General features: G+C 67.0%; 18 protein-coding genes. 12 read left to right on the forward strand and 6 right to left on the reverse strand.

Annotation, left to right across the window (positions count from 1 at the left end):
* Positions 1 to 14: 14 nt before the first annotated feature.
* On the reverse strand, positions 15 to 935 hold the full coding sequence (locus ACERNI_RS10045; RefSeq protein ID WP_448833159.1) for an extensin-like domain-containing protein: 921 nt from the start codon (positions 933 to 935) through the stop codon (positions 15 to 17).
* 720 nt (positions 936 to 1,655) lie between these two features.
* Here ACERNI_RS10045 and rpmH point away from each other — a divergent pair.
* From rpmH to argB, 6 genes are all read left to right on the forward strand, one after another.
* Entirely contained in the window at positions 1,656 to 1,790 is a 135-nt protein-coding gene (rpmH, locus tag ACERNI_RS10050; protein WP_132008764.1) for a 50S ribosomal protein L34, read from the forward strand.
* A 25-nt stretch (positions 1,791 to 1,815) separates the two neighbouring features.
* Positions 1,816 to 2,301 (forward strand): ribonuclease P protein component, encoded by a 486-nt coding sequence (rnpA, locus tag ACERNI_RS10055; protein ID WP_448833160.1) that lies wholly within the window; start codon positions 1,816 to 1,818, stop codon positions 2,299 to 2,301.
* Positions 2,298 to 4,121, forward strand: coding sequence for a membrane protein insertase YidC (yidC, locus tag ACERNI_RS10060; RefSeq protein ID WP_448833161.1), 1,824 nt, complete (start codon positions 2,298 to 2,300; stop codon positions 4,119 to 4,121). The genes rnpA and yidC overlap by 4 nt, the downstream gene beginning before the upstream one ends.
* Before the next feature lie 216 nt (positions 4,122 to 4,337).
* Positions 4,338 to 5,066, forward strand: coding sequence for a ribosome biogenesis GTP-binding protein YihA/YsxC (gene yihA / locus ACERNI_RS10065; protein ID WP_448833162.1), 729 nt, complete (start codon positions 4,338 to 4,340; stop codon positions 5,064 to 5,066).
* Positions 5,067 to 5,097: 31 nt separating this feature from the next.
* A complete protein-coding gene (locus ACERNI_RS10070) occupies positions 5,098 to 5,481 on the forward strand; it encodes a DUF423 domain-containing protein (RefSeq protein WP_448833163.1) in 384 nt (127 codons plus the stop codon).
* A 114-nt stretch (positions 5,482 to 5,595) separates the two neighbouring features.
* Positions 5,596 to 6,483, forward strand: a complete 888-nt coding sequence (gene argB / locus ACERNI_RS10075; protein ID WP_191319782.1) for an acetylglutamate kinase — start codon at positions 5,596 to 5,598, stop codon at positions 6,481 to 6,483.
* A 128-nt stretch (positions 6,484 to 6,611) separates the two neighbouring features.
* On the opposite strand, the gene ACERNI_RS10080 is transcribed toward argB, so the two are convergent.
* The gene (locus ACERNI_RS10080; protein ID WP_448833164.1) at positions 6,612 to 10,388 is read right to left on the reverse strand and encodes a hydantoinase B/oxoprolinase family protein; all 3,777 of its coding nucleotides are present in this window, start codon (positions 10,386 to 10,388) and stop codon (positions 6,612 to 6,614) included.
* Positions 10,389 to 10,641: 253 nt separating this feature from the next.
* On the opposite strand from ACERNI_RS10080, the gene ACERNI_RS10085 reads away from it, so the two are divergent.
* The 4 genes from ACERNI_RS10085 to ACERNI_RS10100 all read left to right on the forward strand — a co-directional run bounded on the left by ACERNI_RS10085 (position 10,642) and on the right by ACERNI_RS10100 (position 13,827).
* Positions 10,642 to 11,121 carry a hypothetical protein gene (locus tag ACERNI_RS10085; protein ID WP_448833165.1) on the forward strand — a complete coding sequence of 160 codons (480 nt, stop codon included), beginning with the start codon at positions 10,642 to 10,644 and terminating at the stop codon, positions 11,119 to 11,121.
* A 129-nt stretch (positions 11,122 to 11,250) separates the two neighbouring features.
* Positions 11,251 to 11,892, forward strand: a complete 642-nt coding sequence (locus tag ACERNI_RS10090) for a ribonuclease T2 family protein (RefSeq protein ID WP_448833166.1) — start codon at positions 11,251 to 11,253, stop codon at positions 11,890 to 11,892.
* 255 nt (positions 11,893 to 12,147) lie between these two features.
* Positions 12,148 to 12,999, forward strand: coding sequence for a 23S rRNA (adenine(2030)-N(6))-methyltransferase RlmJ (locus ACERNI_RS10095; RefSeq protein WP_448833167.1), 852 nt, complete (start codon positions 12,148 to 12,150; stop codon positions 12,997 to 12,999).
* A gap of 210 nt (positions 13,000 to 13,209) precedes the next feature.
* Complete coding sequence (locus ACERNI_RS10100; protein WP_448833168.1) at positions 13,210 to 13,827, forward strand: glutathione S-transferase family protein; 618 nt, start codon at positions 13,210 to 13,212, stop codon at positions 13,825 to 13,827.
* Between the two features lie 354 nt (positions 13,828 to 14,181).
* Here the strand turns inward: ACERNI_RS10100 and ACERNI_RS10105 are convergent, their stop codons facing one another.
* Entirely contained in the window at positions 14,182 to 14,952 is a 771-nt protein-coding gene (locus tag ACERNI_RS10105) for a porin family protein (protein WP_448833169.1), read from the reverse strand.
* A 604-nt stretch (positions 14,953 to 15,556) separates the two neighbouring features.
* Between ACERNI_RS10105 and ACERNI_RS10110 the strand changes: the two genes are divergently transcribed.
* Together ACERNI_RS10110 and ACERNI_RS10115 are read left to right on the forward strand one after the other, a co-directional pair.
* Positions 15,557 to 16,357, forward strand: a complete 801-nt coding sequence (locus ACERNI_RS10110; protein ID WP_448833170.1) for a glycosyltransferase family 2 protein — start codon at positions 15,557 to 15,559, stop codon at positions 16,355 to 16,357.
* 26 nt (positions 16,358 to 16,383) lie between these two features.
* Positions 16,384 to 17,178, forward strand: coding sequence for an SDR family oxidoreductase (locus ACERNI_RS10115; RefSeq protein ID WP_448833265.1), 795 nt, complete (start codon positions 16,384 to 16,386; stop codon positions 17,176 to 17,178).
* A gap of 11 nt (positions 17,179 to 17,189) precedes the next feature.
* Here ACERNI_RS10115 and pgeF read toward each other — a convergent pair whose 3' ends face one another.
* From pgeF to lgt, 3 genes are read right to left on the reverse strand one after another with little or no spacing between them, the layout of a single operon-like run.
* Positions 17,190 to 17,990, reverse strand: coding sequence for a peptidoglycan editing factor PgeF (pgeF, locus tag ACERNI_RS10120; protein ID WP_448833171.1), 801 nt, complete (start codon positions 17,988 to 17,990; stop codon positions 17,190 to 17,192).
* On the reverse strand, positions 17,987 to 19,162 hold the full coding sequence (locus ACERNI_RS10125; protein WP_448833172.1) for a class I SAM-dependent methyltransferase: 1,176 nt from the start codon (positions 19,160 to 19,162) through the stop codon (positions 17,987 to 17,989). Before ACERNI_RS10125 ends, pgeF begins: the two co-directional genes overlap by 4 nt.
* Positions 19,159 to 20,061, reverse strand: coding sequence for a prolipoprotein diacylglyceryl transferase (gene lgt / locus ACERNI_RS10130; RefSeq protein ID WP_448833173.1), 903 nt, complete (start codon positions 20,059 to 20,061; stop codon positions 19,159 to 19,161). The genes ACERNI_RS10125 and lgt overlap by 4 nt, the downstream gene beginning before the upstream one ends.
* Positions 20,062 to 20,219: the final 158 nt, after the last annotated feature.

Here is a 20,219-nt window from a genome sequence, read left to right on the forward strand (position 1 = left end):
AATGTCGATCAGTCCTAGCGCAGCAGGTCGTTGATCGAGGCGGCCTGACCGCTTTGGCCGCTCGCCCCCTGATTGATGCCCTGGCGCGCGCCGTCATAATCGCTCGCGTCGTTCTCGCCGGCCGCGCCCTGCCCGGCCGCCTCATGATCGTGCGCGGCCTCCACGTCAGTCTCCGGCGCCGACGGCGCGCTCCGGTCATAGGGCGTGATGTTGTCCGCGCCGGACTGGGCGACCATGCCCGGCCCCGGCTCGAACGGCGGCGGCGACATGGGCGTCCATTTCAGCACCGGCTTGCAGATGGTGCGGCCGCGCCCGTGGCGGGCCAGATCCATGTGCAGGTGATTGTAATGATAGACGTCTGATCCAGGCGCCAGCACGGTGCTGAACTGGCCGCAGGCGCCGACGAAAATGGTGCGCAAGAACTCCTGATCGGCCAGCGAGCCGCGCCAGCCCTTGACCACCGACAGCTTGCGGCCGTCGGCCAGGGTCATGCCCATGAAGTCGGCGGCATTGCCGAAGGAATGCTCGGAGCGGCGCCCGCCAGCCCGGTTGTTCATGCCCCGGCAGGAATAGGAGCCGAAATGGATTTCGGCGACGGCGACTCCATAATACTGGCGCGCCGCCGGCTGGACGCTTTCCGCCACCCATTGCTCCAGCGCCGCGATCATCGGGCAGGCCAGCACCGCGCGGGACTTCAGCATCACGGTTCCATTGAGAATCGCCGTTACGCGGAAGGGCGAATCCATGCCGCAGGCGCCCGGCCCGTTGATCGCCTTCATCGGCTGCATGAATTCGGAGGGCTTCACCTGTTTGCGGGCAAGACACTGCGCCTCGGCCTCGCCGCGCCAGGGCGCGCGCTTTTCTCCTGGAAACATGCCGCAACCAGCCAGCAGTACAATCAGTGCCGCGGCCGCCAGGCCACCGAAACGGCGCATGCGCTGTCTCCCACCCGGCGGCGCCATGCGCCCCGGAACCCCTGAAACCAGTTGCCGCAGCCCGTGTCCGGCGCGGACCTGGCTCGCGGCTAACCTGCTGCGATACCGCGAGACGGCGACCGCAGAATCCGGGCGCCCGGCTGTCAGGAATGGCGCCGTATCCCCTAATGGCTGCTGAATCGGCGCGAAGGTCGCCGGGCGGCCCCCACGCGCCAGGCGTCAGATGACGTTACGTCAATCAATTGAATTTTCCGGCTTTCCGGGGGAAACGCCGCCCTCTGGCGGCATTTGTCGCCGTCGTCGGCGCCGGGGTGCGATTCGCATATGGTTAACCAGTGGTTGCCGCCGCCAGGAGGCGTCGCAGACGCGCCACAGGCGCGCCCATGGATGCCGGTCCCGCCGGAAAGCGCGGGCGCCGCAGATGCGCACCATGAATTTCCGGGCGCCGGGGCGGCGCGCGACCGGGAAAACGCCACAATGGGCTGCGCATCAAGGCCGCGTCCCGCTTACCCTTTCGCCGGCGTTGCGACCGCGGGAGTGCGTTGACTTTCAAAACGGCTTCATCCATAAGCCCGCCATGGGTTGGCGGGCGCCCCGCGTGGGCGCCGTTTGCTTTTTTAACCACTGATTTTAATCGGCGCCGCAGGCGGGCTCGCGTTGCTCACCGTGTGGCTGAGGGCGCGGAGCGAAACCGCAGCCGCTTACGACCGGAGATGAGCCGTGAAGAGGACCTATCAACCGAGCAAACTCGTGCGCAAGCGCCGTCACGGCTTCCGTGCGCGCATGGCGACTGTCGGCGGCCGCAAGGTCATCGCCGCCCGCCGCGCCCGTGGCCGCCAGCGCCTTTCGGCCTGATCCGCAGCCTGTGGAGGCTGTGCCCGTGACGAGCGTCCCGGTCCCAGCCCGCAGACTGACCAGGCGGTCCGAGTTTCTCGCGGCGGCGGCGGGACGCCGTTTTCACACGCCGCGAATGACGGTTCAGGGCATCATGCGCACTTCGGCTGCAGACAGCGGCGCAGGCATGCGCGTTGGCTTCACCGTTACGAAGCGCGTCGGCAACGCGCCTGAACGCAACAGAATTCGCCGTCGCCTCCGGGCGGCGGTTGATCTTGCCAGCGCATCCTGGCCTTCCGCTTCGCTTGACCTCGTGCTGATCGCGCGTCGCGAAGCCATCTCCGCCCCCTTTGAGCAGCTTGTCGACGATTTGCGCAACGCCGCGCCGGCCCTGGCCAGCGGCAAGGGCGCATCCGCGCCAAAATCTCCGCGCAACGGCGCTCGCCGCCGGGGCAAAAGCAGCGCGCCTCCGGACACCGCCTCGCGCGGCCCCGGAAACGACGTTCACGAAAAGACGGACAAAAGCCCATGAGCGATGACAATCGCAATCTGATCCTGGCGATCGGCCTGTCGATCGCCGTGCTGATTGGATGGACTTACTTCTTCGGTCAGCCGGGCCAGTCCGCCAAACCGCCGGCAACGCAGACCGCGCAGCAGGTTGCCGGCCAGCCCCAGACCGGCGCCGCGATCCAGCCTGGCGCGCCGGGCCAGGCGCCGCAGCCGCTGGACGCCGGCCTGACCGGGCAGACGCCCCCCCCCCTGACGCGCGAAGCCGCCCTGAAGGCGTCGCCGCGCGTGGTGATCGACACCCCCGCCATCGCCGGCTCCGTCAATCTGATGGGCGGCCGCATCGACGACGTGTCGCTGAAGCAGCACCGTGAAACCGTTAACCCCAACAGCCCGATCATCGTGCTGTTCGAGCCGGTTGGCGCGCCAGACCCGTATTTCGCTGACTTCGGCTGGATCGGCGAGGCCGGGGCCAAGGTCGCCCTGCCCCAGGCCAATACCCTGTGGACCGCCGACAGCGACCGCCTGACGCCTGGCAAGCCGCTGACGCTGACCTGGGACAATGGCCAGGGCCTCGTGTTCACGCGCCAGATCTCGGTGGACGACAACGCCATGTTCTCCGTCCGCCAGGGCGTGAAGAACACCGGCGCCGCGCCGGTAACGCTGTATCCGTTCTCGCTGATCTCACGCTGGGGCAAGCCGCACACCCAGGGCTATTTCGTGCTGCACGAAGGCCCGGTTGGCGTGCTCGGCAAGGCTGGCCTGCAGGAGCCGACCTACGACAACCTGGCCAAGAACGACGTCCTTTACGGCAATGTGCGCGGCCAGGTCTTCAAGGACACGGTTGGCGGCTGGATTGGCGTCACCGACAAATACTGGGCCTCGGCCCTGGCGCCCAACCAGAACAAGCCCTTCGAGGGCCGCTTCACCGTCACCGAAGCGCACAAGCCGATCTACCAGACCGACGTGCGCGGCGCGGCCATCACCATCGCCCCTGGCGCCTCGGCTGACGATACCGTGCAGCTGTTCGCCGGCGCCAAGGAAGTGGCCGCCATCGACGGCTATGAGCGCAAATACGGCATCAAGAGCTTTGACCTGCTGATCGACTGGGGCTGGTTCTATTTCATCACGAAGCCGATGTTCTTCGTGCTGGACTTCATCTTCAGGCTGGTCGGCAATTTCGGCATCGCCATCCTGCTGGTGACGGTGCTGGTGAAGCTGGTGTTCTTCCCGCTGGCCAACCGCTCCTACGCCTCCATGGCCAAGATGAAGGCCGTGCAGCCGGAAATGATGGCCATCCGCGAGCGCTACGCCGACGACAAGGTGAAGCAGCAGCAGGAGACGATGGAGCTTTACAAGCGGGAGAAGATCAACCCGATCTCGGGCTGCCTTCCGATGCTGATCCAGATCCCGGTGTTCTTTGCGCTGTACAAGGTGCTGCTGGTCACCATCGAGATGCGGCACGCGCCGTTCTTCGGCTGGATCCGCGACCTGGCCGCGCCGGACCCGACCAACCTGTTCACCCTGTTCGGCCTCATTCCGTGGAACCCGCCGACCCTGCTGCATCTTGGCATCTGGCCGATCATCATGGGCGTGACGATGTTCCTGCAGATGAAGATGAACCCGGAGCCGCCGGACCCGGTGCAGAAGGCGATGTTCAGCTGGATGCCGGTGATCTTCACCTTCACGCTCGGCTCGTTCCCGGCCGGCCTGGTGATCTACTGGAGCTGGAACAACCTCCTCTCCGTGCTGCAGCAGGGCTTCATCATGAGAAAGAACGGCGTGAAGATCGAGCTGTTCGACAATCTGAAGAAGATGTTCGACCGCAAGGCGAAAAACGCCTGAGGCCGCGCCAGCGCAATGACGGTCAGAACTCCCGGCGGCCCTGGTCGCCGGGAGTTTTTGTTGCCGTGGGGCTGGCCCGCGGCGCCCCGGGGCACAACGGTTTCCACTGAAGCAGCGTTGCGTCCTATCCCTTTGGTTTGACGCGTTTTCTCCAGGCAGGGAGTATCCTCCTGGCCGGAAAACGCTCTATAAGGACCCCGCAACGGGAGAACCAGCATGAGCGACGAACAGCCGGCCACGCCTGACACAGCTCCCGCCGGCGCGCCCGGAGGGGAAGAAGCCTTTGACGCCGACACCCTGGAGATCGGCCGGCGGCTGTTCGCCGGGCCGGCCGAGTTTTACTGGGCGACAGCCAAAATCGACGGCCTGCCGCCGATGCAGGGCATGGAAGTCGCCTTCGCCGGGCGCTCCAATGTGGGCAAGTCCAGCCTGGTGAACGCCCTCACCGGCCGCAACACCCTGGCCCGCACCTCCAACACGCCGGGACGCACCCAGCAGCTGAACTTCTTCCGGATTGGCCCGGAATGGGGCCAGTTCTCGCTGGTCGACATGCCCGGCTATGGCTTCGCCGCCGTGGGCAAGGACAAGGTCGCGGCGTGGACGCGGCTGATCCAGGATTATCTGCGCGGCCGCGCCAGCCTTGCCCGCGTCTACGTGCTGATCGATTCGCGTCACGGCGTGAAGCAGATCGACACCAACGTGCTTGATGGCCTGGATCGGGCCGCCGTGTCGTATCAGGTGATTCTGACCAAGGCCGACGCCCTGAAAAAATCGGAACTGGAGGCGCGCATCGCCACGATCCGCCAGAGCCTGCTCCGCCGCCCGGCCGCCTTTCCCCAGGTGCTGGCCACCTCCAGCCGCTCCGGCGCGGGCGTGGAGGAGGTGCGCGCCGCCGTGGTGCAACTGATGCGCGAGCGTGGTTTCGACCCGGTTCCGCCAACCTGATCCTTCAGCAACGCCAGATCTGGAGCCTGCGATGCCCGAGCGTTTCCTGCTGTTACTTGGCGCCCTTTGCGGCCTTGCCGGCGTGATGACAGCGGCGGCCGCCGCCCACGTCAGCGGCGACGACAACCTGAAGACCGCCGCGCAGTTCCTGCTGTTCCATGCGCCTTTGCTGGCGGCGGCGCCGGCGATCGTGCGCAGCGGCGCGGTGCATCGTCACATCGCCCTGCTGGCGCTGATGCTGGTGTTTGTGGGCGTGGCGCTGTTCAGCGGCCAACTGGCGATGCGGGCGTTGAAAAATGCGTCGCTGTTCAGCATGGCGGCTCCCACCGGCGGCACGCTGCTGATGCTCGGCTGGGCGTTGCTCGGCGTCTCTGCGCTGGTCCCGGCGCGCAAGCCCGCCGCGCCATCAGCCTGACGCATGCACGCCATAAGCACTGACATCGCGGCGCGCGTTGACCGCGCGCGCCAGAACGTGCTGAAAACGGCGCGACATTCGCTGTGTTTTGTATCCGGCTGACGGCAGGCGCATATGACCGAACTTCCCGACGTATTCACCCAGGCTGAAATTCTGGTTCAGGCGCTGCCGCACATGCAGCGCTACGACCAGGAAATCATTGTCATCAAATATGGCGGACACGCCATGGGCGATCCCGAAGCCGCCCAGGACTTCGCCCAGGACGTGGTGCTGCTGGAGCAGGCCGGCGTGAAGCCGATCGTCGTGCACGGCGGCGGACCGCAGATCGGCCGCATGCTCGACAAGCTGGGCATCAAGTCTGAGTTCGCCAACGGCCTGCGCATCACCGACAAGGCCACCGTCGAGGTGGTGGAGATGGTTCTGGCCGGCTCGATCAACAAACAGATCGTCGGCACCATCTCGGCCGAAGGCGGCAAGGCCATTGGCCTGTGCGGCAAGGACGCCAACATGGTGATCGCCCGCAAGGTCGGGCGCACCACGGCCACCGATTCCAACATCGAGAAGCACGTTGACCTCGGTTTCGTTGGCGAGCCGGAGCGCGTCAACCGCGCCGTGCTCGACGCGGTGCTGGCGGCGGAGCTGACGCCGGTGCTGGCGCCGGTGGCCAACGGCGCCGACGGCGCCACCTACAACGTCAACGCCGACACCTTCGCCGGCGCCATCGCCGGCGCCATGCGCGCCAAGCGTCTGCTGCTGCTCACCGACGTCCCCGGCGTGCTCGACAAGGACAAGAAGCTGATGCCGGAGCTGACGGTGGACCAGTGCCGGGCGCTGATCGCCGACGGCACCATCACCGGCGGCATGATCCCGAAGGTGGAGACCTGCATCTACGCCCTGGAGCAGGGGGTGGAGGGCGTCGTCATCCTCGACGGCAAGCAGCCGCACGCCTGCCTGCTGGAACTGCTGACCGACCACGGCGCCGGTACGCTGATCCGCAAGTAAGACGTCCCGAAGCAAGGCGACGTTATGTAAAGCGACATGACGTAGAGCGTCTTGCACATTACGACATGGGATGGCCGGCGTTTTGCCGGCCATTATTTTTGATCTGACGCCCCGCCGGCCGCGCCCCGTTATTTGCCCCGCAACGCCGGATCGCCGAAGCCGCCGCCGGTGGGGGTGATGATGGTGATGGCTTCCCCGGCCGCCAGCGCCACAGCGGCGCAACCGGGCAACTGCTCCACCTGACCATCGAGACGACGCACCAGGTTGCCACCAGTCTCTCCTGGCAGGCCGCCGGCCAGGCCGTGCGGCGGCAACCGGCGGTGGCCCGACAGCACCGCGCATTCCATGGCCTCGCGAAAACGGATGGTGCGGCTGACGCCATCGCCCGCATGCCAGCGTCCGCGCCCGCCTGAGCCGGCGCGGATATGGAAATCCTCCAGCACCACCGGGAAGCGGCTTTCCAGCACCTCCGGATCGGTGAGGCGCGAATTGGTCATGTGGGTGTGCACGGCGTCAGCCCCATCGAAGCCATCGGCGATGGTTGCTGTCGCCGGATCATAAGCCTGGCCGCGAATGCCGGCGGGCGCGCCGGAGCAGATGGTTTCGTAATATTGGTAGCGGTCGTTGCCGAAGGTGAGATTGTTCATGGTGCCCTGGGCCGCGGCCAGCACGCCCAGCGCGCCAAACAGGCAATCGGTCACCGCCTGGCTCACCTCGACATTGCCCGCCACCACCGCCGCCGGCCAGCGCGGCGCCAGCATGGAGCCAGGCGGCACGATGAGGCGCAGCGGGCGCAGGCAGCCGGCGTTCATGGGAATGTCGTCCGCCGCCATCACCCGGAAGGCATAGAGCACGGCGGCCCGGGTCACCGGCTCCGGCGCGTTGAAATTGTCTGGCTGCTGCGGCGAGGAGCCGGTGAAGTCCACCTCCGCCCCCTGGCGGTCTGCGTCGACGCGGATGCGGACGCGGATAACGCAGCCCTGGTCCATTTCGACGGCGAATTCGCTGTCCGCCAGCCGCGCCAGCACCCGCCGCACGCTGGCGGCGGCGTTGTCCTGCACATGGCCCATGTAGGCCTGCACCGCCGCCAGGCCGAAATGGGCCAGCATCTTGCGCAACTCCGCCACGCCCTTTTCGTTGGCGGCGATCTGCGCCTTCAGGTCATTGATGTTCTGGTCGAGGTTGCGCACCGGCCAGCGGGCCCCGGCGAGCAACGCCCGCAACTCCGCCTCGCGCAAATTGCCCTGATCGACCAGCAGGAAATTGTCGATATAGACGCCCTCCTCCTCGATCGTGACGGCGCGCGGCGACATGGAGCCAGGGGCGATGCCGCCGATGTCGGCGTGATGGCCGCGTGAGGCGACCCAGAACAGGATGACCTGCTGGCTGTCGTCGAAAACCGGGGTGCAAACGGTGATGTCGGGCAGATGGGTGCCGCCGTTATAGGGAGCGTTGAGGCAGAATACGTCGCCGGGGCGGATGCGCGGATTGCCGGCGATGACAGTGGCGACGGACGCGTCCATGGAGCCCAGATGCACCGGCATGTGCGGGGCGTTGGCCACCAGATTGCCGCCAGCGTCGAACACGGCGCAGGAGAAATCCAGCCGCTCCTTGATGTTCACCGAGCTGGCGGTGTTCTGCAGCGTCACGCCCATCTGTTCAGCGATCGACATGTAGAGATTGTTGAAGATCTCCAGCATCACCGGATCAACCGCCGATCCGGGGAGGTTGCGGCCAGGCAGCGGCCGCACGCGCGCCAGCACCAGATCGCCATTGGCCCTCATGTCGGCCCGCCAGCCGTCCTCGACGATCACCGTCTGGTTCGGCTCGACGATGACGGCGGGGCCGTCGGCGAAGGCCCCTGGAGCCATCGCCTCGCGCCGCGCCACGATGGCGTCGCGCCAGGCGCCCTGGCTGAAGAAGCGCGCGCGACGCAGCACGGGCGCGGCGTGGGCGAGCGCCTCCCCAATGACTTCCCCACTTGTCGCCAGCGCATCAGCCGCCACGCCGCCGCCAGCGCATTCCACCTCCACCGCCTCCACCGCCAGAGCGCGCGACGGCTCGATGAAGCCGTAGCGTTGACGGTGGGCGATGTTGAAGCGGGCGGCCACGACGGCGGCGTCATCGCCGGGGCGGAACGGAAGATGCAGGGCCGAATCCGAACCGGCGTAACGCACATGCACGCGGATGGCGGCGCGCAGGTGGCTGTGAATGCCCTGGGCCTCCAGTTCGGCCCGGCATTCCGCTTCGAGACGGTCCGCCAGCCCGGCGATGACGGCCGGCGCCGCATCGTCCAGGGCGATATCGAGGCCGGCGTTGCGGGAAGCGGCGATGTCGGCAAGGCCCATGCCATAGGCCGACAGCAGGCCGGAAAACGGATGAACCAGCACCCGCTCCATGCCCAGCGCGTCGGCCACCAGGCAGGCGTGCTGGCCGCCGGCGCCGCCGAAGCAGTTGAGGGCGTAAGCGGTAATGTCATGGCCGCGCTGCACGGAAATGCGCTTGATCGCCTCCGCCATATTGGCGACGGCGATGGCGATGAAGCCATCGGCCACCTCTTCAGGCGAACGGCCATCGCCAACCTCGCCAGCCATATTGGCGAAGGCGGCGCGCACCATGGCCACGTCCAGCGGCTGGTCGCGATCCGGGCCGAAAATCGCCGGGAACAGCTCCGGATCAAGCTTGCCGAGCATGACATTGGCGTCCGTCACCGCCAGCGGCCCGCCGTTGCGGTAGCACATGGGGCCAGGATCAGCGCCGGCCGACTCCGGGCCGACGCGAAACCGCGCGCCGTCGAAGCGCAGCAGCGAGCCGCCGCCGGCCGCCACGGTGTGGATCATCATCATCGGCGCGCGCATGCGCACGCCCGCCACCTCGGTTTCAAAGGCGCGCTCGAAATCGGCGACGCCTGCTTCCCCGGCTGAGGCCCCATCGAAATGCGCCACGTCGGTGGAGGTGCCGCCCATGTCAAAACCGATGACCCGGTCGAAACCGGCGGCAAGCCCGGTGCGGGCCATGCCAACGACGCCGCCGGCGGGGCCGGACAAAATGGCGTCGCGGCCCTGGAACAGGCTGGCGGCGGTGAGGCCGCCGGACGAGGTCATGAACATCAGCCGCACGCCATCAACGGAAGCGCCGTTCAGGACGTCGACGCCCAGTTCTGCCGCCACCTGGGCGACGTAGCGGTTGAGCACCGGCGACAGATAAGCGTCGACCACCGTGGTGTCGCCGCGCCCGACGAATTTGATCATCGGCGAGGCCTCGTGCGAGGCGGTGACCTGGTCGAAACCCATCTCGCGCGCCAGCCGCGCCGCAAGCTGCTCATGCGCCTGCCAGCGCCAGCCGTGCATGAAGACGATGGCCAGAGCCCGCCAGCCAGCGTCCAGCAACGCCTGCAAGGCGCGCCGCACCCCGGCTTCGTCCAGCGGCTGCTCAACGGTTCCGTCGGCCAGCACGCGCTCATCAACCTCCGTCACCACGCCATACAGCGCCTCCGGCTTGATGATCTGGCGGGCGAAAATCTCGCGCCGCGCCTGGTAGCCGATGCGCAGGGCGTCGCGAAAGCCGCGCGTGGTCAGCAGCGCCGTCGGCTCGCCCTTGCGCTCCAGCAGCGCATTGGTGGCGACGGTGGTGCCCATGCGGACATCGCCGATCAGCCCGGGCGGAATCGCCGCGCCAGCGGCCAGCCCCAGGTGCTCGCGCATGCCCTGCACCGCCGAATCGCGCCAGGCGGAACTTTGTGACAGCACCTTGCGGGCGTGCAGGCGCCCCGCCGGATCGCGGGCGATGACATCGGTGAAGGTGCCGCCGCGATCGATCCAGAAATCCCACCGGCCGGCGCGCGACGGTGCGGGGATTTCAGGAAGCTCCCGGGCAGGAAGCTCCCAGGGAAGGGTGGCCGACATCGCTGGTCTCCTGCGTGGCGCCAAAGCGACGCGCCGCAAAGCATGGCGCGCAAGGCATGGTCATGGCTGACAGCCCATGGCATAACCGATTCACGGGCGGGCGCGACCGGAACCTTGTGGTTTGGGGCGCGGCCTGCCTCTCCCATGGGTCGCGGCGTTTTGCGCGGGCCTTGTGCGGAAAGCCAATGTCGCCGGTTCCCCGCCAGCCTGGGTCCGGGGCGGTAATATTGACTGATTGCGACGGGTAACGACCATGTTCAAGCGGCTTTCGCCCCTGTTTTTCATGTGCGCCTCCGCTGTGGCGGCGGCCGCGTTCGCCGGTCCCGCCCTGGCGCGCGACCAGGTTCCGGCAGAAACCCGCACCCGACCGTGGAGCGCGGTGCTGCCGGGCTGCACCGACAACATGGTGCTGTACAAGGTTTCCGACAAATTCGCCCGCACCGAGTCGAATTTCTGGAATTCCAGCCTGACCATCACCGGCTATGACCGCATCACCACCCTGGCCGACCGGCCGGCGGGGCTTGACTACATTCCGCGCCGCTATTGCAGCGCCCGCGCCTGGATGTCGGATGGCTATCACCGCACGGTGTATTATTCGGTGGCCGAAGCGCTGGGAATGCCCGGACCGGGCATTTTCAATGTTGGCTATGAGCCCTATGGCGTGAACTATTGCGTCGTCGGCCTTGATCGCGGCTGGGCCTATCCGCCGGGCTGCCGCTCGGCCCGTCCCTGATCCGGCGGACCCGGTATCTTGACCCTGTCGCGATCCGTGGCCGCCAGGACCTTGTCTCGCCTGGTCTTGCCTCGGCTGGTCTTGCCTTGGCTGGCGCGTTGTGGCGCGGCCCTGGCTGGCGCCGTCGCATTGCTGGCCGCCAGCGCGCCCGCTGGCGCGCAATGGGGCGGCGGGCCGCGCGCCGATCGCGGCGCGGCGCCTGGCAATTTCGATCATTACGTGCTGGCCCTGTCGTGGTCGCCGTCCTTCTGCATCCGCGAGGGCCTGCGCAAGCAGCGCAGCCAGTGCGATGTGGGCCAGAAGCTTGGCTTCGTCGTGCACGGGCTGTGGCCGCAATACGCCAGCAATGGCTATCCATCCGAGTGCGCGCCCTCGCCGCGGTTTCCGTCGCGCATGGCGCTGCGCGCCGCCGAAGGGGTTTTCCCCGATGAGGGACTGGCGCGTCATGAGTGGCGGGTGCATGGCACGTGCTCCGGCAACACCGCCGCTGATTATTTTCGCGATGTGCGCCGCGCCCGCGACGCCGTGACCATTCCTGACGATTACCGGCAGGCCAATGGGCCGTTCCGGGGCAATGTGATGGAGCTGAAGCGGGCGCTTGTCGCCGCCAATCCGCGACTGCGCGCCGACATGATCGACGTTTCCTGCGCGCGCGGCGCGTTGCAGGAGATCTACATCTGCTTCAGCAAGGATCTGCGGAATTTCGTACCCTGTGGCGACATGGGGCCGCCGCGCTGTCGCGCCGGTTTCGAGGTGCCGCCGCCGCGCTAGAGCGCTTTTCGGTGATCCAAAAGCGGCTGATCGATCACAGGCCGTTCAAAACCGGGAAAGCTGGAGTATTTTCGGGAGAGGTGGAATCCACTTTTCGTGAGAACCGCAGCGCCCCCCCGACCCGCATTGCCGCGACAATGCGTCAGTCCTCCTGGTCCGGCGCGCGCGCCGCCCCGGTCGGCAAGACAAAGTCCGCTTTTTGTCTGAACAGGTTCGCCGCCGGTCAGGCGCCAACCAGCACTTACGGAACGCTGCGTGAACTACCGCCATGTCTATCACGCCGGCAATTTCGCCGACGTCATGAAGCACGCCCTGCTGACGCGCATCCTGACCCATCTGGGCCGCAAGGATGCGCCATTCTTCGTGCTGGACACCCATGGCGGCATCGGCCGCTATGACCTCAGCGCCGATGAAGCGACCCGCACTGGCGAATGGCTGCGCGGCGTCGGGCTGATGCAGACCCCGTTCAGCGATGATGTCGAGGCGCTGCTGGCGCCATGGCGCGCCGCGCTTGCCCAGACCCGGCGGCGGCATGGGGCGGACGCCCTTCCCGGCTCGCCGCTGATCGTCGGCGAGATGCTGCGCCCTGGCGACCGCGCCCTGGCGATTGAGCTGCACCCGGCGGATTACGAGCTGCTGAAGGAGGCGCTGGAGCCCGTTCCAGGCATCCGCGCCCTTCACCTCGACGGCTGGACCGCCCTCAACGCCAATATTCCCCCGAAGGAGCGGCGCGGTCTGGTTCTGATTGACCCGCCTTACGAGAAGCCTGGCGAACTGCTGTTCGCCGTGGACCAGCTGTCGCGCGCGCTGCGCAAATGGTCCACGGGAATCATGGCGCTATGGTATCCGGTCAAGGACCGCGCGGCGGTCGATGCGGCCGCCGCCCGCCTGCGGGCAAGCGGGCTGCGCAAACTGTTGCGGCTTGAACTGTATATTGACCGGCGCGGGCCGCCTGACCGGCTGAATGGCAGCGGCCTGATTATCGCCAACCCCCCCTGGCTGCTGCATGAAGAAGCCCAGGTTCTGCTGCCGGCGCTGGCCGCGCGTCTTGCGCCGGAGGGACGCGGAGGCGCCGTCTGCGCGTGGATCGCCGGCGAAGACGGCTGAACCTCAGCTCTTGCGGGCCTGCTTGCCGGGAGGTTCTTTCCACGAACATTCTGGCCAGCGTTCTCTGGCCAGCCCTTTTCTCGCGTGATCCCCGCCCTTTTTGCGCCAGGCGGGACCATTGTCCCATCGCGCGGCGGCGCGCCGCAACGTACGCTCATCCTGAACCTTGTGTCGCGATCATCGAATCGCCGTCTGTTCAGGACTGTTCCCATGCTGCTGCGCACATCGCCGTTTTCGCCCTTTGTCCGGATGACGCTGATCGCCATCGACGCGCTCGGCCTGACCGACCGCGTGCGCACGCAACCCGCCACGGTCATGCCGCCGGACCCGGAGCTGGCGCGGCAAAATCCACTCGGCAAGATCCCGGTGCTGGCGCTTGATGATGGGCGCACGCTCTACGATTCGCGGGTGATCATAGATTATCTCGATCATGTCGCGGGCGGCGGCCTGATTATTCCCGCCGGCGCCGAACGGTATGAGGCGCTGCGCGTGCAGGCGCTGGCCATCGGCATTCTCGAGGCCGCCGTGCTTCAGGTGTACGAGGCGCGTTACCGGCCGGAGGAGCGGCGCCACCAGGCCTGGGTCGACGCCCAGGCGGCCAAGGTAGCCGCCGGCCTGGCCGCGTTTGAGGCCTCGCCGCCGTCGCAACCTGGCGCCTCATGCCATGGCCGGCCAGATGTGGGGCAGATCGCCCTCGCCTGTGCGCTCGGCTATCTGGACCTGCGTTTTGACGGAGCCTGGCGCCAGTCCCATCCCCGGCTGGTGAACTGGCTCGACGCCTTTGGCAAAGCTGTCCCGGCTTTCGAAGCAACGCGCCCGACGGTCTGACCGCCCATCGTCATTGATGCTCCGGGGCCGTGCGCGCACATCCCGCCGGCTGCGCTCTGGAGCGCCTCCCAAAAGAACATGTCGCTGCGGCAGATTCACCGGCAACTTTTTGCCATGGCAGAGCTGCGCCTTTGCGCGGTCAAATCCATTGGCCCGGGCGGGAGTTCGCCAGGAGGAACCGGAAACAGGGGAGAAACCGGAAACAGGGCCTGCCCGTCCTGCACATGCTGGCTTGCGCGCAGAGGGCGCGGCGTATCTCACGCGCGGGCCGCCCCGTCCGGCCGCCAGACAAAAAAAAAAAGCCCGGCAGCAAAGCTGCCGGGCTCCAGATAAAGCGGGGAAATCCCCGGATTATCAGAACTTGTAGTTCAGGCCGACGCGAACAACGCCGAACTCGTTGTTCTTCTGACCGTCGGAGTAGTACATGCTGGCAAGAGCGGCGCCCGGCACGTAAACATTGCTGTTGCCGCGGTCGAGGCTGACATACAGGCCTTCGATCTTGGCAGTGATGTTGTCGGTGAAGGCGTACTCAAGACCACCGCCGACGACCCAACCGGTAGCGGTGCTGTCACCGTTGCCGGCGTAGTAGCCGTAGTTCACAGCGGTGTTGGCGAAGCCGTAGCTGTAGTAGTTGTTGTTGTTGCCGCCGCCGCCGTAGGCGAAACCACCGGTCACGTAGATCAGGGCGCGGTCGATAGCGACACCAGCGCGAGCGCGGACGGTGCCGAACCAGTCCATGCCCTGGTTGCCGTAACCGAAGTGGTTCTTGCCGCCCATGTCGGCGTACTGGATGTCGGCTTCAGCGCCGATCACGAACTGGCCGATCTGGTAGTTGTAGCCGATCTGGCCGCCGCCGACGAAACCGCCGTCGTTGTTCGAGCCGCCGCCGGTCCACAGGTACTGCGAAGCGACCGGAGCGTAGTAGTTCCAGGCGTTGTTGTTATTGTTGGTGTTCCAGCCGTAGCCAGCGTTCACGCCGACGTAGAAGCCGGTCCAGGTGAACACGGGAGCAACAACCACCGGAGCAACCGGAGCGTACTTACGCGAAGGCAGGTCAGCAGCGAAAGCGGAACCAGCGGCCAGCATGGTAGCGGCGGCAACGCCCGCGAGAAGAATCTTTTTCATCACTCACTCCGTTTTTTTGCTTGCGATGGAGGGCTTGCGCCGCTCACCGCGAGTTATAGGCTCCTACACCGAGCTGCGCCCCGCTGTCTGTAGCACTCCAGCAACAGCGCCATCCGGTATTGAGGCAAGATCGTGACGCAAGGATCTCCAGGGAGATTGGCGTTGCGCCCCAAATGCTCAAGGCAACGCGCCTTTGCCTGGTTGCCGACGCCCTCATATCGCCATCAGCGTGGAGATATGAGGACGTCGTTGACGTCAACCAGAAGCAAATGCGCCGTAGCCCGTCGCCTGTGGCAACAGTCATACCCAAAATGCGGCCAAAGTGGAGCGAAACGTGACGCCTTGGCTAAGGAGGCGTTAATCTGATACATTTTGATTGAAAATCAATATCTTATACTTGATTTTCAGCCACGGCTCCGCACGAACTCATCGCCCCGCCCGCCATAATCCAGGCAGGCGCCACAGACTGGCGACATTCTTGCAACACCAGGCGCGCCCGAAGAACGATCCAGCGCGGGGGCCAACGCAACCTGCGGATGTGGAGCCGGTGCTTGCGGGGGTCGCCACCCCCGTGGCACTAGCAGCGCGACCGCCAGGCAGGACAATGATGACGCCGGAACAAAATCACATTTCCGTGTTTGTGATAGCGCTGAACGAAGCCGATCGCATCGGCCCGACGCTGGACGCCGCCCGCAAGGTGACGAACGACCTGATCGTCATTGATTCGGGATCAACCGACGGCACCCAGGACGTGGCCCGCCGCCATGGCGCGCGCGTGATTCACCACGACTGGCCCGGCTATGGCGCGCAAAAACGCTTTGGCGAGGATCAGTGCCGGCATGACTGGGTGCTGAACCTCGACGCCGACGAAGTTATGCCAGAAGCGCTCGTTGATGAAATCAACGCCCTCTTTGCGCGCGGCGCGCCGCGGTTTGACGCCTGGCGCATCCCCATCGCCGAAATGTTTCCGGGCGAGAAGGCGCCGCATCCGCTGGGCTTCTCGCTGGCGCCGGTGCGGTTGTACCGGCGCAGCGTTGGCCGCTATTCCCCCTCTCCGGTTCACGACCGGGTCGATTTGCCCGAAGGAACGCGCACCGGAAAGCTGCGCGGGGTGATTCACCATTATTCCGTGCGCTCGATCGGCGACCAGATTGCCAAGCTCAACCGCTACACCGACATGCAGGCGGCGGATCTGGACGCGCGGGGCGCCCATGTGTCGACATGGCGGCTGCTGGCGGAGTTTCCCGCGAACTTTCTCAAGGCATACATTGGCAGGCGGCACGCCTTGCGCGGGGTATATGGCTTCATGACCGCCATGAACTTCGCGTTTTACCGTTATCTGCGGGTGGCGAAGCACGTTGAGCGGCGCATGGCGGACAAGGCGCGCAGGGAGGGCAGACTTTGACAGGGCAGGCTTTCGCAAAACAGGCTTTGGCAAAACAGGCCTGGACAGAAAAGGCCAGGCCCCGTGAACCCGCCAGGGCGGCGCTGGTAACCGGCGGAGCCAAGCGCATCGGCGCGGCGATTTCCATGGCCCTGGCCAGCCAGGGCTATGCCGTCGCCATTCACTGCAACCGCTCCGAGCAGGAGGCCGCCGATCTGGCGGCCCATATCCGCGCGGGGGGCGGCAAGGCGGCGGTGGTGCGGGCTGATCTGGAAAGCGCCGTGGACACCGGGCGGCTCATCCGGGAGGCCGTGGCGGCGATCGGTCCGCTGACGCTGCTGGTCAACAGCGCCTCGCTGTTCGAGGCCGACGATGTGCGCGATCTCGACATCGCCCTGTGGGAGCGGCAGTTCGCCGTCAATTTGCGGGCGCCGGCGATTCTGGCCAGCGCCTTCGCCCAGGCCCTGCCGCCGGACAGCCAGGGCGCGATCGTCAACATTCTCGACCAGCGCGTATGGAAGCCGACTCCGCGTAATTTCTCTTACACGCTAACCAAATCGGCGCTTTATACGGCGACGCGCACCATGGCGCAGGCGCTGGCGCCGGCAATCCGCGTCAATGCGGTGGGCCCTGGCCCCATCCTCGCCAGCGAGCGGCAGTCGCAGGAGGATTTCGCCAGCCAGATCGCCGCTTTGCCGCTGGCGCGCCAGATCAGTCCGGATGAAATCGCCGACGCCGTATTGTGGCTGGCGCAGGCGCGCAGCGTCACCGGCCAGATGATCGCGGTGGACGGCGGCCAGCATCTGGCCTGGCGCACGCCCGACGCGCTGGTGAGCGAATAGGGGCCGCAGCCTCAGGCAAGGACGATGGCCGAAATCAGCCGGCCATAGTCGGCTTCGCCCCGGTGGGTGGCGCGGCGATAGCTGAAGAAGCGCGCCTCGTCGCCATAGGTGCACAGGGCCAGATCATGAAACGCGCCGACGCCGGCCCGCGCCAGCCGCGCGCCAATATAGGCCGGCAGGTCGAACATGGCGTGGCCCTCGCGGGCGGACGGCCGGAAGAAACGGGCGTTGTCGGCGTCGCCCGCAGTGAAATTGCCAATGAATTCCGGCCCCACCTCATAGGCCGACTGGCTGATTGTCGGCCCCAGCACGGCGGTGACGCGGGCGCGTTCGGCGCCCAGCGCCTCCATGGCGGCGAGCGTCGCCTCGAGCACGCCGGAAAATGCGCCCTTCCAGCCGGCGTGGGCGGCGCCGACGACGCGGTTGTGGGCGTCAGCGAACAGCACCGGGCCGCAATCGGCGGTGGCGATGGCCAGCCCCAGGCCTGGGGTGGCGGTCACCATGGCGTCGGCGCGCGGCCGCAGCTCCGGCGTAGCCGGCCATGGCGCCGTCGCCGTCACCACATCGGCGGAGTGGATCTGGTAGAGACTTAGCAGGTTATCCGGCGCGACGCCCAGCTCCCCCGCCATGCGGCCGCGATTTTCCGTAACGGAGCGCGGATCATCGGCGGAGCCGAGGCCGCCATTGAGCGACGCATAAAGCCCCTGCGACAGGCCGCCCTCGCGGGTGAAGAAGCCGTGGCGGACGCCCGAGGCGGCCGTGAGCTCCTGCGCCGTGATTTTTTCCGCAAGTTGCCGCGCTGTATTGTTCATGGTCGCCTCAGGGTTCGCACGAGGGATGGCTGCGGCATATGGGGCGCCTCGCGGCGCGGCGCCAGCCCTGGCAACGGGCCAAGCTGCGAGGCGGCCACCGCCATGACCTTGAACAGCGCGCCCATGCCGCCGGCGTCGCTGGAGGTCAGGCGGCGCAGGCCATCGTCGATGGCGCGGCGCTGCGGCTCGCGGGCGTTGCGCTTCAGATGCTCGGCGCGGGAATTGGCGCCCAGCGCCCGCAGGAACGAGCCCTGCTCCACCGGCCCGTCCACCACGACGCCGCGCGACAGCGCCGTGCGCGCCAGCGCGGCGAAATCCACGTGGGTGGTCAGGTCAGCCTCGCCCGGGGTGGCGAACGGGTGCACGTACTGGTGCCGGCGCACCGCCTGCAGGGTGTCGCCCACGGCGCTGGCCACATGGCCATAGTCGATGATGAGGGCGGCACCGCCAAAGCGGCGCAGCCGGTCGGCCAGGCCGGTGAGCAGATTGAGGCCGGCGACGGCCAACTCCATCACCGCGCCCTCCTCGCCGGCCAGGCTCTCCAGCGACGGCTCGGTTTCAGGCGACAGGCCAAAGGTCAGGCCGCCATCCGCCGCCAGCCCCACCATGCGCTCGCGCCAGCCGTCCGGCGCGCGCACGTACTGGCGCACCGGCAACGCGTCGAAGAACTCATTGGCGATGAGGATCATCGGCCCCTCCGGCACGTCCTCGACGCGGTCGCGCCAGGCCACCGGGATCGACGACAGCTCGCCTTCGGCCGACAGCGCCTGACGCTGCAACTGGCGCAGCACCGGGCTGGTCTCGATGAGGTTCAGGCGCACGGCGTTGCGGAACGACGGGGCCACGCGGGCGGCGCGCAGGGCGTCGGCCATCAACGCGCCGCGCCCCGGCCCCAGCTCGACGAAATTGATCTCGCGCGGGCTGCCCATCATCCGCCAGACCTCGGCAGACCACAGGCCGATCAGTTCGCCGAAAATCTGCGAGATGTCCGGGGCGGTGATAAAGTCGCCATCCGCCCCGAAGGGATTGCGGGTGATGTAATAGCCCTGCGTGGGGTGGCCGAGGCAAAGACCCATATAGCGCTCGACAGGCATCGGCCCCTCGGCGGCGATGGCGCGGGCGATCTCGCGCCCCAGCGCGGTGGCGGGCGGCCCCCCAGGCCGGGAGGTCACGTCGCGCCTCCGGCTTTTTGCCGCGCCGCTTCATCAGTCGCCCGCGCCAGGCCCGTGGGGCGGGTGCGCCCGGAGAGCGCCAGCCAGAGCAGCAGGATGCCGGCGAGGAGCACGGGAATGCACAGCAGCATGCCCATGGTCAGCCCGCCTTCGAGAAAGCTGACGCTGCGGCCAAGCAGGAAGCCCAGTTGCGGATCGGGCTCGCGAAAGAACTCGCAGACCGTGCGGGCGATGGCGTAGCCGATGGCGAAGACGCCGCTGACCACGCCGGGACGGCGGAAACCGGCGAGGCGCACGGCGATCGACACGACAATGAACAGCAGCAGCCCTTCGCCAATCGCCTCATAAAGCTGGCTGGGGTGGCGCGGCAGCGGGCCGCCATAGGGGAACACCATGGCCCACGGCACATCCGGCGCTGGCCGCCCCCACAGCTCGCCGTTGATGAAATTGGCGATGCGGCCAAGAAACAGGCCGATGGGCGCGACGGCGCTGGCGACATCGCACATGGCCAGAGCGGAGAGCTTGCGCTGGCGCGCCAGCAGGCACACGCCCAGCAGCGCGCCGGCAAGGCCGCCGTGAAACGACATGCCGCCTTTCCACACGGCGAGGATCGACAGCGGATCGGCCAGGTATTCGTGAAAATTGTAGAACAGCACGTAGCCAATGCGGCCGCCCAGCACCACGCCCAGTGCGACATAGACGAGCATGTCATCGAGATCGGCGCGGGTTGGCCGGCGCACCTCGCCCCACAGGCCTGGCGCGGCGATCAGCCGGCGGGCGTAAAGCCAGCCGCCGACCAGCCCGACAATATAAGCCAGCGCATACCAGCGCACCGACAGCGGGCCGATGGAAAAGATGACCGGATCGATCACCGGAAACGGTATGGCCAGGACAGGCATGGGCGGACCAGCACTCTCGGATCAGGAAGGGCGCAAAACACGCGCGAAAACAGCCCGGTTTACGGAAGACCGGCGCGCGCCGCCACTGTGCCCGTGCGCGCCGTCAGGTCAAGCGTTGCGGACGCGGATTGCAAGGCGGCGGCCGCGCGGATTGCCAG

The organism is Camelimonas sp. ID_303_24 (genome assembly GCF_053543495.1).

Coding starts and splice junctions, on each gene's coding strand:
- ACERNI_RS10045 (WP_448833159.1), bottom strand. CDS start 935: ATGCGCCGTTTCGGTGGCCTGGCGGCCGCGGCACTGATTGTACTGCTG.
- yidC (WP_448833161.1), top strand. CDS start 2,298: ATGAGCGATGACAATCGCAATCTGATCCTGGCGATCGGCCTGTCGATC.
- yihA (WP_448833162.1), top strand. CDS start 4,338: ATGAGCGACGAACAGCCGGCCACGCCTGACACAGCTCCCGCCGGCGCG.
- ACERNI_RS10070 (WP_448833163.1), top strand. CDS start 5,098: ATGCCCGAGCGTTTCCTGCTGTTACTTGGCGCCCTTTGCGGCCTTGCC.
- argB (WP_191319782.1), top strand. CDS start 5,596: ATGACCGAACTTCCCGACGTATTCACCCAGGCTGAAATTCTGGTTCAG.
- ACERNI_RS10080 (WP_448833164.1), bottom strand. CDS start 10,388: ATGTCGGCCACCCTTCCCTGGGAGCTTCCTGCCCGGGAGCTTCCTGAA.
- ACERNI_RS10085 (WP_448833165.1), top strand. CDS start 10,642: ATGTTCAAGCGGCTTTCGCCCCTGTTTTTCATGTGCGCCTCCGCTGTG.
- ACERNI_RS10100 (WP_448833168.1), top strand. CDS start 13,210: ATGCTGCTGCGCACATCGCCGTTTTCGCCCTTTGTCCGGATGACGCTG.
- ACERNI_RS10105 (WP_448833169.1), bottom strand. CDS start 14,952: ATGAAAAAGATTCTTCTCGCGGGCGTTGCCGCCGCTACCATGCTGGCC.
- ACERNI_RS10110 (WP_448833170.1), top strand. CDS start 15,557: ATGATGACGCCGGAACAAAATCACATTTCCGTGTTTGTGATAGCGCTG.
- pgeF (WP_448833171.1), bottom strand. CDS start 17,990: ATGAACAATACAGCGCGGCAACTTGCGGAAAAAATCACGGCGCAGGAG.
- lgt (WP_448833173.1), bottom strand. CDS start 20,061: ATGCCTGTCCTGGCCATACCGTTTCCGGTGATCGATCCGGTCATCTTT.